Annotated in this window: 12 protein-coding genes and 3 pseudogenes; 3 read left to right on the plus strand and 12 right to left on the minus strand. The window is 70.4% G+C overall.

Annotation, left to right across the window (positions count from 1 at the left end; translation table 11 throughout):
• Positions 1–286: 286 nt before the first annotated feature.
• Positions 287–552, plus strand: a pseudogene (locus ACFWW8_RS22750) (DUF5958 family protein).
• Positions 553–617: 65 nt separating this feature from the next.
• Here ACFWW8_RS22750 and ACFWW8_RS22755 read toward each other — a convergent pair.
• Positions 618–797 (minus strand): hypothetical protein, encoded by a 180-nt coding sequence (locus tag ACFWW8_RS22755; protein ID WP_386530857.1) that lies wholly within the window; start codon positions 795–797, stop codon positions 618–620.
• Positions 798–881: 84 nt separating this feature from the next.
• Here ACFWW8_RS22755 and ACFWW8_RS22760 point away from each other — a divergent pair, with 84 nt between their 5' ends.
• The gene (locus ACFWW8_RS22760) at positions 882–2,216 is read left to right on the plus strand and encodes a hypothetical protein (protein ID WP_386530858.1); all 1,335 of its coding nucleotides are present in this window, start codon (positions 882–884) and stop codon (positions 2,214–2,216) included.
• A gap of 87 nt (positions 2,217–2,303) precedes the next feature.
• Here the strand turns inward: ACFWW8_RS22760 and ACFWW8_RS22765 are convergent.
• From ACFWW8_RS22765 to ACFWW8_RS22790, 6 genes and pseudogenes are all read right to left on the minus strand, one after another.
• Positions 2,304–2,545: pseudogene (locus tag ACFWW8_RS22765) on the minus strand (IS5/IS1182 family transposase); the annotation flags it as partial.
• Between the two features lie 142 nt (positions 2,546–2,687).
• Positions 2,688–2,984, minus strand: coding sequence for a MazG-like family protein (locus ACFWW8_RS22770; RefSeq protein ID WP_386530772.1), 297 nt, complete (start codon positions 2,982–2,984; stop codon positions 2,688–2,690).
• Positions 2,939–3,790 carry a PIG-L deacetylase family protein gene (locus ACFWW8_RS22775; protein ID WP_386530773.1) on the minus strand — a complete coding sequence of 284 codons (852 nt, stop codon included), beginning with the start codon at positions 3,788–3,790 and terminating at the stop codon, positions 2,939–2,941. The genes ACFWW8_RS22770 and ACFWW8_RS22775 overlap by 46 nt, the downstream gene beginning before the upstream one ends.
• Before the next feature lie 38 nt (positions 3,791–3,828).
• Positions 3,829–4,422 (minus strand): NUDIX domain-containing protein, encoded by a 594-nt coding sequence (locus ACFWW8_RS22780; protein ID WP_386530854.1) that lies wholly within the window; start codon positions 4,420–4,422, stop codon positions 3,829–3,831.
• A gap of 498 nt (positions 4,423–4,920) precedes the next feature.
• Positions 4,921–5,181 (minus strand): annotated as a pseudogene (locus ACFWW8_RS22785) (NUDIX domain-containing protein); the annotation flags it as partial.
• Positions 5,182–5,314: 133 nt separating this feature from the next.
• Positions 5,315–6,148 carry a PIG-L family deacetylase gene (locus ACFWW8_RS22790; protein ID WP_386530774.1) on the minus strand — a complete coding sequence of 278 codons (834 nt, stop codon included), beginning with the start codon at positions 6,146–6,148 and terminating at the stop codon, positions 5,315–5,317.
• A 352-nt stretch (positions 6,149–6,500) separates the two neighbouring features.
• On the opposite strand from ACFWW8_RS22790, the gene ACFWW8_RS22795 reads away from it, so the two are divergent.
• Entirely contained in the window at positions 6,501–6,830 is a 330-nt protein-coding gene (locus ACFWW8_RS22795; protein WP_386530775.1) for an STAS domain-containing protein, read from the plus strand.
• 84 nt (positions 6,831–6,914) lie between these two features.
• On the opposite strand, the gene ACFWW8_RS22800 is transcribed toward ACFWW8_RS22795, so the two are convergent.
• The 5 genes from ACFWW8_RS22800 to ACFWW8_RS22820 all read right to left on the minus strand — a co-directional run bounded on the left by ACFWW8_RS22800 (position 6,915) and on the right by ACFWW8_RS22820 (position 15,401).
• On the minus strand, positions 6,915–9,161 hold the full coding sequence (locus ACFWW8_RS22800) for a SpoIIE family protein phosphatase (RefSeq protein ID WP_386530776.1): 2,247 nt from the start codon (positions 9,159–9,161) through the stop codon (positions 6,915–6,917).
• A complete protein-coding gene (locus tag ACFWW8_RS22805; protein WP_386530777.1) occupies positions 9,158–9,565 on the minus strand; it encodes an STAS domain-containing protein in 408 nt (135 codons plus the stop codon). Before ACFWW8_RS22805 ends, ACFWW8_RS22800 begins: the two co-directional genes overlap by 4 nt.
• Before the next feature lie 120 nt (positions 9,566–9,685).
• A complete protein-coding gene (locus tag ACFWW8_RS22810) occupies positions 9,686–9,967 on the minus strand; it encodes an STAS domain-containing protein (RefSeq protein WP_386530778.1) in 282 nt (93 codons plus the stop codon).
• The gene (locus ACFWW8_RS22815; protein WP_386530855.1) at positions 9,967–14,115 is read right to left on the minus strand and encodes a SpoIIE family protein phosphatase; all 4,149 of its coding nucleotides are present in this window, start codon (positions 14,113–14,115) and stop codon (positions 9,967–9,969) included. The genes ACFWW8_RS22810 and ACFWW8_RS22815 overlap by 1 nt, the downstream gene beginning before the upstream one ends.
• A 362-nt stretch (positions 14,116–14,477) precedes the next feature.
• Positions 14,478–15,401, minus strand: coding sequence for a DUF72 domain-containing protein (locus tag ACFWW8_RS22820; RefSeq protein WP_386530779.1), 924 nt, complete (start codon positions 15,399–15,401; stop codon positions 14,478–14,480).
• Between the last annotated feature and the right edge of the window lie 395 nt (positions 15,402–15,796).

Here is a 15,796-nt window from a genome sequence, read left to right on the forward strand (position 1 = left end):
CTGGCGCCCCCGTGACATCGCTTCTCACTTCGGCGACATCACCATGGAAACCATGCATCGGCAGCTCGCCAGATGGGCCGAGACCGGCCTCATCCACAAACTCGGCCCCGGCCTCTACGCCGCCACGGCATGGACCCCAACACCCCTTGCGTGACCTGCGAAAACGTTAACTACCCGGCCTTGGGTCAAGGCCCGTCAGACATCTCGATCAACCGCCCTGGGCCCTCGCTCGTTTCGCTTCACGAACCGTCACTCGATCGGTGGCCACACCGAAGAAGCTCACTGCATGCAGGCGCGCGCCGTCACCGAAGACGGGCCTGAGAGCACCCGACGAGCCGGGCTGCGCCCAACGCACACCCCTGCGGTCCTGATCACCTGTGGCCCGATCAGCAGCTGGGGAAGATCGCCGGCCCCACCCCTGCCGACGAACGACGCGAGGCGTTTCGGCTACTGGTCGCGGTACTCGCGGTCGCGGACGAACGGCGCCGCGAACGCTTCTGCCTCGGCGGATGCGGTCACTGGTGGCACAACCTGCCCGTCACTGACGGGTGAGCACAAGCCCCGCCGCGTTCTCCGCTGCTGGAGTCCACCTTCGGCAAGACGGGCTGACGGCAGCCTCATGCGCCCGTGTCGTCGGCATCGAAGCCGATCACCGCGCTCAGGTGCCGCAAGGCATCATCGTATTGTTGGCGTTCAAACTGGAACGGACCGAATGCCACGTAGTCGCGGGTCTTGCGGTGGGGTTGCTCGAAGGTATCCCAGGTTACGAGATCCGCCGTCGCGGTGATGCGGGCCATGAACGGCCAGCACCCCCACTCGCCACATTCACAACCGAGGACGGGTACCTTCCGTCCCATCGCGCTAGTGGACAATCCGAGGAAGTGGTCCTGCATTGGGCCGAACCGGAAGAACGCCGGGATCAGACCGCCATAGACATCACCTGCAGGCTGCATCCCGGCTGCGATCTCGTACTCGTCGATCAGCTTTGTGAGTGGTATTCCGTCGATGTGAGGGACAACCACGGCGGACCGCCGTCGCCGCGGTGCTGGCAGTCGAACCGGATCTCATTGCTGATCATCCCGCGATTGTCTCAGCGATGCTGCATCCCAGGGGCTGTCCGACACAGCTGGGCCATCCGCCTGCGGACGGATTGCCTGGTGGTCGTAGACTCGCGCGCCATGGAAGAGATGTTCGAGCTGGGGACCGTCAGTTGCCCGTCCGGCACCCTGGTGCTCATTGACGGTGGCTACCTGGGGCTGTGGAGCGGGGACCAGTCGCCGGCGGACATCGATCCGGCTTCCTTGGGTATCGAAGACGCCGCAATGGCCGCCGACGTAACGGGCGCTGTCGACTTCGCCGTCAGCGGGCCGGACGCCTCCGAAGCCGTTCGGAGCTTTGACCGCCAGCCAGGCTCCAGGCTCCATGACATCCCGGCCTCGAAAGCCGCCGAATTCGAGGCGACTTTCGATGGACACTGCCGATCTGCCGGTCTTGATGCCCGGCTGGAGGCCCTGCCGGTCAGGGAGGCACACGCCAGCAGGGCCCGCAGGACCGGCGTAGAGGGCGGTGGCGGCTTTTTGATCTTCGGGGTGCCCGTCGTTGCAGTGGGTGGCGTACCCCGAAGTCGGCGCCTGCCCGTGCTGGCTACACGGGTCGACTACGGCGACGGTGTTGGGGAACGCTGGTCCGAGATCTCGATCCGGATGAATGAAGGCCAGGTGGCGTCATGGGTTTCCTTGGGTGACATCGGCGTGGACTGGGCACGTGTGCTTTTCGGCGATGTCGACGCCCTGGGCCTCTGGAAGCACGATGAGCCGGTGGACGGCTTGGCCGATGTGGCGTTCTGGGGCGCCGCGGCAGACGAAGCGGCCGCGACGTTTGCCGCACCCGAACTAGGCACGCTCGGCGAGGAAGGTGTTCGCGGGTGGACTGACCTGCCCGTCTCGGAGGCAAGGGACAGAGCACGTGCTCTTTTGAGATGGAAGGACGAGACCGGACGGCGCATGGCCGTGGACTTCCGGCCGCACTCCCATCACTGGCAGATCATGCGCGAGGTACGTGCTTCGCAGGTCGAGGCGGGATCCGTGGACCTCGGTGATGCCCGTGTGTTGTGCGCGATGACGAGCTGGGGAGATGGCTTCTTCCCAGTGATCGCCGATCTGGATTCGGCGGGTGACCTCCTCGCAGTGCGAGTGTGCTTCTCCGACGCGCCCTGAACAGCCGGCCCAGAGCGTGCGGAATGGGCACAACGACGGGGTAGACAAGCACGAGAAGCTCCTGGCAGACACGGGTGATCTTGGTTCGATGAGGTGGTGCTTGCTGCCCGGACGTGCGCGGTCGACCGGGCTGGGACCGCTTTTGGGCCCCGTCGAGCGGCCCGGACATGGGAGGAGTCGATCACCGCCCTCGACCAGTCCAGCTTCTTCGCGACCCGCAGCTTCTTCAGCAGCACCAGGTGCAGTCGGTCCCAGACACCGGCGTCGTTCCATGCGGCCAGGCGCCGCCAGCAGGTCGTGCCGGATCCGAAGCCCAGCTCCTGCGGCACTCACGGCCATGAATTGTGTCGGATGAACTGTGGCCGCTCATCGCGCCGTTGCTGCCCGATCCGGCGCCGAAGCAGGTGGAGGGCGCCCTCGGGTGCGACTGCGATCCACCCCGCAGCCGCTCTGGCCTCATGAATCTCCGCATCACAGCTCCTTGAACCTTGCCGACTTCTGGGCGAGCACCTCGGCGAGGAACCCGGGTGCCTGGGCGCCGAGCATCCGGTACAGCGTGACCATGCTGGTGATCGCGGTGTCCGCGACTTCCTCCTGGACATGCAGCCAGGAACCCTGCGCCTTTCGCGGGTTCGTCCCCCAGGCGCCGACCACGGCCTGCGCGGATTCGCCGACCTCTTCGGTGAGCTTGAGGACCTGTAGCGTCCACTGCTGCTCCGGGGTCATCCCGCGCTCGGTGTCCAGGCCGGTGAACAGTTCGCCGAGCATGCCGATGGTGTCCCACACGGCCGGTACGGCGGTTGCGGTGTGAGGGACCCCTGCACGGGGCCGGCCAGGGGACTGGTGTCCAGGCGGGTGTACCACTCGTTGGCCAGGATCCGGTGCCGGACGTCGTCCGGGACGCCAGAAAGAAGAGCGGGCAGGGCACGCTGGCCTTCGACCTGGCTCCGGTGCGCGAGGATGGCCCTCCACTTCGTCGCGGCAACGGGTCCCACATCGACGCTCACGGTGACCTGGTCGTCGGGGACGCTCCGGACCGTCTTGCCGACGCGCGCGAGAAGCGGGCCGAGGTCGCCGACGCCCGACTGCGGGTGCGTTGCCAGGTACAGGGCGCCTGGCGTCCAGGGTTCGCCTGCCTCCGGGTAGAGGTGGGGGAGACCGGCGGCGTGAACGGCGAGCTGGGTGACGCGGTGGGTGTGCAGGTGGTCGGGGTGGCCGGTCAGCTGGCCGTACTGGTCGTGGGTGATCACGATGTCCGGCCGCAGCTCACGGATGTGGCCGACGATCTGCCCGACCACATCATCGAGGGGTGCTTCACACAGGCGGGGCCGGCCGGGCGCGGACTCGGGAACGCGGGCGTCGGCGTAGCCGAGCATTCGGATTTTACCGGCCCCCAGGATCGCGAGGGCATCGGCGAGTTCGGCGGCTCGGTGCGTGTCGGCGGCCCAGGTGGCGGTGACCACGGCGGTCGCCGCGCCCGCGGCGGCGTGCTGTGCGAGGACGCCGCCGGCGAGGAGCGCTTCGTCGTCGGGGTGTGCGAAGACTGCGAGGAGGGAGGGCTTAGGTTGCGTCACGGGTGTCTCCAGACAGAGGAGTCGGTGTGTGTGGGCGGTTACGGGCTTGGTACCGAGCCCTTGCCGGTGGCTGCGGCGGGCGGGGCAGCGGACCCGGCGGTGGTGCGCTGCGCGGTCAGCAAGATCGCCGCGAGGGTGCCGGCCTCGGTGATCCGGCCGTCGCCGCACATCGCTACCGCTTCGTCCAATGTGACCCAGCGCAGCTCCATGTCGGCCTCGCTCGGATCCCGGTGGTGCTCGCCGATGCTGAGGCCCCGGGCGAGGTACAGGTGCTCGCGGGTACGCGCGCCGGCAGGCATCCGCCACATCATCGTCAGCAGCTCGACCTCGGAGGCGTGGATGCCGGCTTCCTCAGCGAGTTCTCGGCGTGCGGCCGACAGGGGATCTTCGCCGGGCTCGCATCCGCCGCCGGGGCACATCAGCAGCCGTTGTCCGCAGACGTAGACGTTCTCCTCCACCAGGGCGATCCGGCCGCGGTCGTCGAGGGCCACGACGCGAACGCCGTCGGCGGAGTCGGTGTACTCGAACGTCCCCATGCTCTGGTCGGTGCGCCGGACGGAGTCCCGGCGCACCACCACCCGGACTCCCGTGTATTGGACGGTCGACGAGACCGTGGTCCAGCCGTCGATCATGCCGACTCCTTCGTCTGGCACTGCTCTACTGGCTGGAGGCCCAAGGCTGCTTGGCGGGCGTGCCGCCTGGCTGGCGAAGCACGGTGGATGCGCGGCGAATGGGCGTGGAGCGTGTACGAGGGCATGGCACTCCCAAGGGGGTGAGGGTGGTCTTGCGGGTTGCGAAGGCCCCAGCTCACGCGGGCCTGTGTGGCGCGGTCGGGCTAGGGCTGGCCGGGCGGTGCGTAGGGCTGGAAGTGGGCGGGCGCGTGGTCGAGGGGGAGGGTGGGGTCCCAGGCCGTCAGGCACTGGGCGCTCGGCACGAAGAGCGGCTGGGGCAGTGCGTCGTTGGGCCAGAACCTCCAGGACCCCAGGGCTTCCTCGCACTGGTGGGGGGCCGGTCCAGCGGGTGACGAGGACGGGGACCGTGATCCGGACGACGTCGCCCACCCGGTCCAGGAGTGTGCCCAGCACGTGTACGGCATCGGGGTCGGCCACGATGCCGGCCTCCTCGTGGAGTTCACGGATAGCGGCCTTGGCAAGGCTTTCGCCTGGCTCCACGGTTCCGCCGGCGAGCTCCCAGGCTCCGCGGCGGTGCAGCCCGAGCAGGACGCCCTGCGGGCTGTGGACGATCACACCGACGCCCAGCGCTGCCGTCGGTGCCGGTGGCGCGCTGCTGTGTGGGCGGCTCGGTACCCGCTCGGGGCGACGGGCAGAGTACAGCCGGTAGGAGACCGTGCTGTCCGGCTGCGGGGAGTCGATCGCGGTGACCGACTCCATGTCCCGCCTGCACGCCGCCACGAACACCCGGCCGGCTCGGGAGTGGACCGGCCTGCCGCGGGGCGAGCCGCGCCGAGGCCCCGCTCGCCGCCGCGCCACGACGGGGGTGGATCCTGGCCGAACCGGGCCGGGGTCAGCGCAGTCCGGCGAAGAGGTCGTTCTCGGGTACGGCCGCGCCGGTCGCGTCCTTGACGCGCACGAAGGTCTCCATGCCCATGAATTCCCCGAACCTCTCCTTGCCCATTTTGAGGAAGAAGATGTTCTCGCCCTGACTGGCGTGTGCGGCCAGGGCGTCGAACTTCTGACCGCTGAACGCGGTGGTGTCCACCCACGTGGTGATCTCGTCGTCGGGGAGGCCGATCTCGGCGAGCGCCGCGGACTCGGCGGGATCCGGCTCCGGCATGTCCTCGTGGAACTCGCGCATGATCTCGCCGAACCGCCGCATCGCCGAGTGCGGCATCGTGGTCCAGTACACCTTCGGTGTCAGCCCGGTCATCTCCACCGCCGCCATGGTGATCCGGTGGGCCTGGATGTGGTCGGGGTGGCCGTAGAAGCCGTTCTCGTCGTACGTGACGACCACATCGGGCCGGTAGTGCCTCATGAGGTCCGCGAGCCGGCCGGCGCTCTCCTCCACGGGCGTCCGCCAGAAGGACCCGGGGGCGTCGTTGCTCGGCCAGCCCATCATCCCGGAGTCGGCATAGTCCAGCGTTTCCAGATCGCTGATCTTCAGGACGTCCCGGCTCGCCTCCAGTTCTCGACGGCGCATCAGGGCGACGGCCGCCGGATCGTGCCCGGGATCGCCCGGCTTGACGCCCCCCGGTCCGTCACCGCAGCCGCCGTCGGTACACGTGACGAGCACCGTGCGGACGCCTTCCGCCGCGTACCGGGCGAGGATCCCCCCCGTTCCAGTGGCCTCGTCGTCGGGGTGGGCGTGTACTGCCATGAGGGTCAAGGGCCGGTCAGACATGCGACATTCCTTCTGCAGAATTACATCTCGGTCAGGTGTGCGGGCGTCGTGCCGCGGGCACGGGACCCGGATCCGCGCGGGGGCGGAAGCCGTGTCGGCCTCCGTGTTCCCCCGCCCGTCACGCCGCCGGGCCCTCGGTGGATGCAACAGCGGTGGACGGACCCGGTGTTCCCGGTGCGGGGGCGCTCCTGTCGAGGAGGGGCACGTCACGCCCCCCGGCCCCTACCTGAACCTGCTTCGGGCCGCGGATCGGCCCGGCTTTCGAACCATGGACAACCCGCGTTGTCAACGGGGTATCTTGTCAGCGGGTGGCGGCCGCTACCGCGCGGCCGGCAGATGGTGGGGAGTGCAGGTGGAGCAGCAGGTCCGGGTCCTACCCGATGAGGGCGGTGTCCGCGTCATCGTGTGTGCGGGCGACTTCGACCAGGACACTCTGGAACCCCTCGACCAGGCCTGTGCGGACGCCGAGGACGATCCTGGCGTACGACGGATCGTCCTCGACGTCACCCGGGTCGACTTCGCCGACTCCTCCATGCTCAACCTGATGGTGCGCGTGCTGCGCACCGGCCGCCTGGTCGTGGCCGGCCCGGTGCCGCCGCGGCTGGGCCGGCTCCTGGACCTCACCCAGGTACGCGACCTGCTCCCCACGGCCGACGGCATCGACGCGGCGCGCTCCCTGTAAGGCGGCACCCGCCCCGGGGCGCGCTCCGGCCGTGGCTCAGCGGGCGGGGTACGGGGCGGCCGGGGGGCAGACGCGCGAACGGTGTTACCGGGGCGCGGCCGACCGGGGCTCTGTGGCGGTCAGGACGAGGACGGCCTGGTCGTCGTCGACATCGCTGCCGCGGGTGAAGTCGTGTACGGCCCGGGTGATGTTCTCGATGACGGAGCGCCGGCCGGGCCGGTGCACCGCGCTGGTGAGCGCGGCGACGAGGCGTTGCTCGCCGAACTCCTCGCCGTTGACGTCGCGGGCTTCGGTGATGCCGTCGGTGTAGAGCAGCAGGCTTTCGTTCGGACGCAGCCGGAGACGACGGGTGGTGAGAGGGGTGTCGGGGGAGATGCCCAGCAGCATGCCGGGCGTCTCGACGGCCCGGGCGGTTCCGTCGGTACCCAGGTGGAGGGGCAGGGTGTGCCCGGCGCGGACGAATTCGATGTCCAGGCCGTGGCCGGTGGGCGTGAGCTGGCCGTAGACGAGGGTGACGAAGCCGGTGCCGTGTCCGACGGGCCGGTTGAGCAGCGCCTTGTTGACCGCCTGCGTGACCGCCTGGGGGTCGGGGAGGAGGGGGGCGACGGCGCGGGCCGTGTGGCGGACCAGGGCGGTGGTGGTGGAGGCGGTGGCGCCCCGGCCGCAGACGTCGCCGAGCATGAACGCCCAGCGGCCGTCTTCGAGGGGGAAGACATCGTAGAAGTCGCCTCCGATGTCCAGTCCCTCGCCGGCGGGGTGGTAGTAGGTGGCGACCTCGGTGCCGGGGACGTCCGGCAGGTTGGCCAGGCGCAGGCCCGCTTGCAAGTCGCGGGCGAGGGCGGCTCGCTGGGTGTACTGACGAGCGTTGCGGGCGGCCAGAGCGGCCCGGCGGGCGAGTTCCTCGGCGAGGGCGACCGTGTGTCCGTCGAAGGCGCACTCGCCGGTGGACAGCAGGGTCACGGTGCCGAACGCCCTGCCGCGGTCCATCAGGGGGACGCACACGTAGCCGGTCACGCCCAGGTCGTGCCAGAGTCCGGGCCCGGTGGGGGCGCGGCGGGCGATCTCGCTGATGCCCGAGGCCAGCACCCGGCCGACGGGATCGTCGGCGGCGCCGTGGACGGGGTGGCGCGAGGACAGCAGATCCTCCTGCCCGCGGGTGGGAGCAGCTGCGGCGACGCGGCGCACCCGCCCGTCCGCGATGATGTCCACCGCGCACAGAGGTGCGAGCCGGGGAACGCAGCTGTCCGCGAGTCGCCTGAGGGTCTGCGCGGCGTCGAGGTCGGAACCCAGGGTGGCGCTGGCGTTCAGGAGGAAGGCGAGGTCGTCGCGCGCGGCCGCCTCCCGGGCCTCGGCCGCCGCGCGCGCCTGCTCGGCCTGGTGACGTTCGATGGCCAGCGCAGCGGTACCGGCGAAGACCCGGGCGAGCGCGAGGTCGGCGTCGTGCGGAGCCCGGGGGGTGCGGTGATACATCGCGAAGGTGCCGAGCAGCGAGCCGTTGCGGGCCAGGATCGGAGTGGACCAGCAGGCGGCCACACCGGCCTTCTCCGCCAGTCCGCGGAAGTCCTCCCAGAGCGGGTCGGTGGCGATGTCGGTGACGATCACCGGCCGGCGCCGGTGGGCGGCGGTACCGCAGGAGCCGACGCCTTCGCCGGTGGCGATGCCGTCGATGGCCTGGTTGTAGAAGTCGGGCAGGCTGGGGGCGGTGCCGTGGCGCAGGTGGCGGCCGTCCGCGTCGGCGAGCAGGACGGAGACCAGGACCTCGTCGGGGGCGAGGTGCTCGATCGCGCGGGCCATGCCGTCCAGGACCTCGGACAGAGGGGCTTGGCGGGCGATCTGCTCCAAGAGGACCCGGTGCTCGGCCGTCACCCTCTGTGCGAGCTTGGCCTGGGTGGTCTCCACCCCGATCATCCGCACGCCCATCACATTGCCGCCGGTGTCCAGCCGGGGCTCGTAGGTGAAGTCGAAGAACGCCTCACGTGCCCGTCCGCTCTCGCCCAGGACCACCCGGGCGTCCCGCCCGATGTGCGCCTTGCCCGTGCGGTAGACCCGGTCCAGGAAGCCGATGAAGCCCTGCTCGACGAGTTCTGGCATCAACTGCGCGAGCGGCACCCCGGTGCGGGTGCGCCCGGGCCCGCCGATCGCGGCGAAGAACGCCGGATTCGCCGCCTCCAGCATGTGCGCCGGCCCGGCCATGGAAGCGAACACGGCCGGCGACTGCCCGAACAGCGCGCGCAGATCATCCTCCACGCTGCCGCCGACGCCGGTTCGCACCATCGCCGCCCCCGGTTCGTGGACGGAGGGAGGGGCCTGCTGCTCCGGCGCGCCCGTCATCCGGTGAACTCCCGCTCCGGCTGCTCCGGCCGATGGGTGCCGACGGGAGCGGTGCCGCGATCACCGCTCCCCGCGGCCAGGGCTTCGTCCGTGTCGGCGTACAGGGAGATGATCTGGTCCAGCCCCGTCAGGGCGAACAGGCGGCCCAGGAAGTCCGGTACCGAGGCCAGGCGCAGGACGTGGCCCTGCGCGGTCTGCTGTTGGTGCAGCCTCACCAAGGCGCTGATGCCGGTGGAGTCGCAGTAGGTGAGCTGAGTGCAGTCGACCACGACCGGGCTCGGCCGATCCGTGGTCAGCTCCTTCTCGCCGGCCTCGTACAACTGCACCACGCTGTGGAAGTCGAGCTCCCCGCGCAACGCGAACACCAACCCTCGCGGGTCCCGCCTGACGTCTACCGCGAACACCTTTGGTTCCTCCCGAGCACGGCTCCCTGCGACAACTCATCGTAGTCATCGGTCCCGTTCTTGGGGAGTCCGGGTGGAGCGGGCGCCCTGCTGGTGATGAGGCTCGACCGGGCGTGCCTTCTAGTGGTGGGTGGTGAGGTCCGCCAGCCCGGAGATGGTCAGGACCGGAGTCAGGAGCGGGTTGGCGATGAGTTCCAGACGTCCCGCGTGGAGGAAGAGCACGCTGAGGCCCGCGCTGTCGAGGTACTCGACGGCGCTCAGGTCGAGGACGACGGGGCCGGGTGCGCCGTCGAGCGCGGCGGCCAGACGTTGGGTGTTGCTCATGTCGATCTCGCCGACCGCGGTCAGCACGGTCGTACCGTCCGGCCGCTGATCGGACGTGATCGTCAGAGGTGTGGTCATCAGGCAATCCTCGTGTGCATGTCGACGGTCGTTCCCGTCGGCCCTCGGGTGACGGAGACGTGCTGCATCAGGGCGCGCATCAGGCGGATCCCGCGGCCGCGATGGGTGTTGAGTTCGGGCTGGGGGGTCTTCCACCGTCCGGAGTCGGCGATGGTCAGGTGCAGGCTGTCCACGGACGCCTCGGCGCGGACGTGAACGATGTCGCCCGGGGTGTCCCGGTGCCCGTGCTCGATGGCGTTGGCACAGGCTTCACCCGCGGCGACCAGGATGTTGTGCACCGTGCCTGGTGGAAGTTCGCACCGGTCGAGCCAGCCGCGCAGGGCCGTGCGGACGGGGGCGAGCTGATCCGATTTCGCGGGGAAGGACATGTCCAGCGGAGCCGGGTGACGGTAGAGGAGCAGGGCGACGTCGTCGTCGTAGCCCTCGGCGGGGGCGAGACGCGACAGGACCTGGGTGGCCAGGTCGTCCACCGCGATGTCGCGACCGGCGTGGACGGCTTCGCCGGCCTGGTCGATGCCTTCCGTCAGGGGCCGGCGGCGGCGTTCCACCAGGCCGTCGGTGTACAGCAGCAGGGTGCCGCGCGCCGGCATGACGCACTCGGCTTCCGGGCGGGCTCGGCCGGGTTGTACCGCGAGGGGGACGGAGCGCCCCTCCTCCAGAAGCCGGGTCGTGCCGTCGGGACGGGCGAGGATACCCGGGGGGTGCCCCGCACTGGCGTACGTCAGCCGGCCGGTGTCCGGGTCCAGCATGCCGCAGAACACGGTCGTGCACAGGGCGCCGGGGACGGTCGCGGCGAAGTGGTCGAGGGCCATGAGCGTGTGGGCCGGGCTGGTGTCCTGCAACAGGAGCGCACGGCAGGCGCTGCGCAACTGGCCCATGACGGAGGCCGCTTCCAGGCCGCGGCCGACGCAGTCGCCGACGACGATGCCGATCCGGCCGTCGGGCAGCGCGATGGTGTCGTACCAGTCACCGCCGACCTCCAGGGGCTGGGTCGCGGGCTCGTAGCGGACGGCGAAGCCGGCCGGGAGACGGGAGGGGCCCAGGATGGCCCGTTGCAGGGCGATGGCCGTCTCGCGCTGCTGGTCGATCTGGTGCACACGGGCGAGGCCCTGGGCGAGGCGGCCCGCCAGGAGCGACAGCAGGAGCTGGTCTTCGCCGGTGAAGGGGCGCTGTTCGCCGAGGTCGATCCACAAGACGAGCGGACCTGTGGGGTGTTCCAGAAGGACCGCGGCTCCGCCGTGGCCGGCGACGGGGCTCAGCGCGGGCTGCCGGCACAGTTCGGACAGTGCGCGGCGGCGGTCGGCCGGCAGGTCCTGCCAGGTGAGGGAGGGGTCGGTGGCGGTGAGGGCGGGCTCGTCACCGTGGCCGAAGACCGCGGCTGCGACATGCCGGGCGCGCCACAGCTTCTTCAGCTCCTCAAGGGCGCCGGCCACGGCTTCGGACAGGCTGGGGGCCTGGGACAAGGACGTGCTCAAGACGGCCAGTGCGCTTTCGCGCTGGATGGCGTAGTGCTCTGCGGTCACGTCGCGGAAGGTCCCGACGATCACGCTGCGGCCGGTGTCCGGATCCGCGACCTGGCCGAACGAAGCGGTCACCCACAGGCGGTGACCGTCGCGGTGGGTGACGGGGATGGTGTGGCTGCCCCGATCCTGGCCGACCAGCGTCGTGAACGCGTCAGCGGCCTGGCGGTGGGCCTCCGGATCGGCGGCGGCGTCCGGCCACCAGGGGTGGACCGGCGGGTAGGGCAGGCCCTCGGGGCCGTAGCCGAGGATGGCGGTGAACGCGGTGTTGATCTCCACGACCGCGCCGTCCTCGTCGCATACGAAGAACGCCTCCTGGAGGGAGTCGACCAGCGCGGTGCGCCACCGGGCGTGGTGGGTGCGCAGGCGTGACAGCTCGACGTTCGCGCGGACACGGGCGAGGAGCTCGGCCGCCGCGAACGGCTTGACGAGGTAGTCGTCCGCGCCGGCCCGCAGCCCCTCGATGGACGCTTCCTGCCCGGCCCGGGCGGACAGCAGCAGGACCGGCACCGACGCGGTGCGCGGATCGGTGCGCAGGGCGCCGAGCAGGGCCAGCCCGTTCAGGCGGGGCATCATGACATCGCTGACCACCAGGTCGGGAGCGTCCGCCCGGATGGCGTCGAGGGCCTGCCGGCCGTCGTCGACCGCGTGGACCCGGTAGCCGGCGCCCCGCAGCAGCCGGGTGAGGTAGTCGCGCATGTCGGCGTTGTCGTCGGCGATCAGTACCCTCGCCGGGACGGCCAGGGGAGCCCCCTGGGCGTCGCTGCCCGTTCGGGGGGCGTCCGGAGCGTCCGGGAATTCCCCGGTCGCCGCGGTGGAACGTTCACCCGGAAGCCAGCGCAGAGCCTCCTGCACGAAGGGATCGGCAGTGCTGTGGGACGTGTCCTCGGCTCGGTCCGGCTGGACGGTACCGGCGGTCAGGTGGGCATAGCCGAAGGGGAGGCGGATGGTGAAACAGGTGCCCTCGCCCTCGCTGGAGACGGCGGTGATGGTGCCGCCGTGCAGGGCGACGAGTTCCTTCACCAGGGCCAGGCCGATGCCACTGCCCTCGTTCGAGCGGGAACGGGCGTTTTCGATGCGATGGAACCGCTCGAACAGCCGGGGCAGCTCCGCGGCCGCCACACCGATCCCGGTATCCGCGATCGTCAGCACGGCCTCGCCGTCCTGGGCGCGCATACCCACACGGATCGAACCGTCGAAGGTGAACTTCAGCGCGTTGCTGAGGAGGTTGAGGACCACCTTCTCCCACATGCCGCGGTCGATGTACACCGGCTCGGGCAGCGGCTCACACTCGACGTGGAAGTCCAGGCCGGCCCTGTCGACCGCGGAGCGGAAGACGCTGGCCAGTTCTCCGGTGATCCTCGCGAGGTCGACCGGTGCGTAGCTCGCCTGCATCCGGCCCGCCTCGATGCGGGAGAAGTCCAGCAGTGTGTTGACGAGCTTGCCCAGCCGCAGCCCGTTGCGGTGGATCGCCTCCAGTTCCTCGTGCACGCGGGGGTCCGCGTCCGCGAGCTGTTTCCGCAGTTCCTGGACCGGACCCATGATCAAGGTCAGCGGGGTGCGGAACTCGTGACTGATGTTGGAGAAGAAGGCCGTCTTGGCCCGGTCCAGCTCCGCGAGCTCCTCGGCCCGACGCTGCTGGGCCTGATAGCTGCGGGCACTGGCGACTCCGGTGGCGACGTGCCCGGCGACCAGTTCCACGAAGCCGCGGTACCCCTCGTCCAGGGCGCGGTAGCGGTTCAGGCCGGCCACCATGAACCCGTACGGGTCCGCGCCCTGCTGGAGCAACGGCACGACCAGCGCCTGAACGGGAGCTTCTTCCCAGGCCCCGGACGGCAGGCCGGAGAACGACTCGTCGTCCAGCCCCACCATGAGGGTGTCCCCGCCTGCCGCCGCGGCTGTCGGCCAGACGTGCGAGGACCCTGCGGGAAGGATCTCCGCTGCGGCCGGGTGGCCCGCCGGGATCCCGGTGGCCGAGGCGAGAAGGGCATCGCCGTCGTCCTGGAACAGGTAGGTCAGGGTGAACGGCAGGTCGTGCACGTTGCGGCCGAGTTGCTCACCGGCGAAGTCGAGCATCTCCTGTTCGGTGCGCACCACGCTCGGGTCGGAACCCAGATCCCGCAGGGTCGCCATCCGGCGCTCGCCGATGACCCGTTCGGTGTCCTCGCTGACCACACAGAGCATGCCGACCACGACGCCCCCGTCGTCACGCAACGGGCTGTACGAGAAGGTGTGGTAACTCTCCTCGGTGTAGCCGGAGCGCTCCAGGAACAACAACAGTCCTTCGTCCCAGGTCGCCTCGGCGCCGGTGAGGACGGTGTCGATGCGCGGTCCGATGTCGCCCCAGATCTCGGACCACACCTCACTGGACGGCCGGCCCAGGGCCCAGGGGTACTTCTGGCCGAGGGTGTCGCGCCGGTAGGCCTCGTTGCAGAAGAACGTCAGCTCCGGTCCCCACGCCATCCACATGGAGAACTTCGACGACAGCAGGATGCTCACGGCCGTCCGCAAGCTCTGCGGCCAGCTCTGCGGCGGTCCCAGCGGCGTCGCCGACCAGTCCACACGGGCAAGATCCTTGCCGACCTCCCTGTCGGCGGTGAACACCTCGTCCACAGCCGCCGACGACATGGAGAGCTCGCCGTCCTCCGAGCGCGTCACAGCGGAAACCCCTTCACTCGGCTCAGCTCTCGTGTGGAGCGTCGCCTCTCGTGTGGAGCGCCGTCCGCGGAGCGCTCCACGATGCCATCGAACGGCAGGCGCCGTAGGTGTGCCTGCCGTATCGCCGGGGCGCCGCCTTCACATCGCCCGGAGAGTTCGCCGGGACCTTCCGTAGGATAGGACAACGCCATCCGAGCCGGCAGTCGTGCGGGTCGGCAGCAGAAGCAGTACCGCGCTGCCCCTCCACACCGGGGTCCGCGGCGGCGCGGCCCGGGCGCTGACGACTGCGGCGGTCGGGGCCGGGGGCGCGTTCCTGTCGACCGCACGGGGCGCTATCGCAGCCCCTCCGAGCTGCCCGCGGTCCGCACCAGGGAGGCCGCGCCCTCGTCGAGCAGCCGCTCCATCGCCTCCGCCGCGCGCACGGAGGCGTCGGCGCAGCAGTTGTTGAACAGAACGTGCACGCCGTCAGCCTGGTCCGCCAGCCGCCGTACCCGCGGTACCCAGGGGGCCAGCTCTGCTTCGGTGTACGTATGGCGGTACTTCTCCTCCTTGCTTCCGGGGCCGGTGGCCCCCCACTGCGGGCTGCGCCCGTGAAAGCGCACGACGGCCGGACCGGGAGCGGTGACGACCGCGGCCGGAGGGATGGATGCGGGCCGGCCCTGGACCGTGTCGACGGCCACGGCCGCCATCCCGCACCGGGACAGCAGTTCTGCCGTGGTGGCGAGCTCCGCACCCCGCCACCATGCGGGGTGACGGAACTCCACGGCCACCGGCCAGCCGTCCGTCCGTGCGGCGCACGCCTCGATCAGCTTCTCCGCCCTCGCACCGGGAGCGAGCGACGGCGGGTACTGGAACAGCAGGGTCCCCAGCCGCCCGCTCTCCCGCAGAGGTGTGAGCGCATCGCGGAAGCGTTGCCACACGTCATCGAGGAGCCCGTCGTCCGCCCGTACCCAGACGGGCGTGCCCGCCGACGGCCGCAAGTCGGCGGGGAGGGCCGCCGACCGGGTCGGATGCCCGGTGAGCAGCGAGAACGCCTTGACGTCGAACAGGAAGCCGGGCGGGGTCCTTTCCGCCCACAGCCGGCTGTTGCGGGCGCTCGGCAGTCCGTAGTAGGTGGAGTCGACCTCCACGACCGGGAAGCGGTCCGCGTAGTGCCTCAGCCGTCCTTCCGCGTCACGCCGGCCGGTGGGATACCACCCGCTGGAAACCAGCGCCGGATCAGTCCACGAGCACGCTCCCACCAAGATTTCGCCCATGGCGCCCGTGTACCCCGCGCGGCGGTGGATACCGGTGGTCCTTCGACGCATGTCATCCGTCCTCCGGGCCGTGGCGCGCACGGGCCCCGTCGGGAGATGAGCGCGCCGCCCCGCTCGCGGCCCGGTCCGGCCGCAGGCCGAGGCGGTCCCACCCGATCCCGCGCACGGGCACGAATGGGCACGGGCACATATCTTCATCGATTTCTTCGAGAATGCGCGCGGTAAATCCACCTGTCCCGAGTGCCCCCGGAATATGAGCGGCAAACAGAAGGTCACGTCGCGTCATGCCGCTACGGGTACGTTGGCTCGATACGTGCGCCGGATGGCCGACCGATCGCTGTTTTCGGCACCTCATTCAAGATTCCGACACATAGAGTAGTCGACCGGTGCGGCTT

This window comes from Streptomyces sp. NPDC058701, from assembly GCF_042715295.1.
GTDB lineage: Bacteria > Actinomycetota > Actinomycetes > Streptomycetales > Streptomycetaceae > Streptomyces.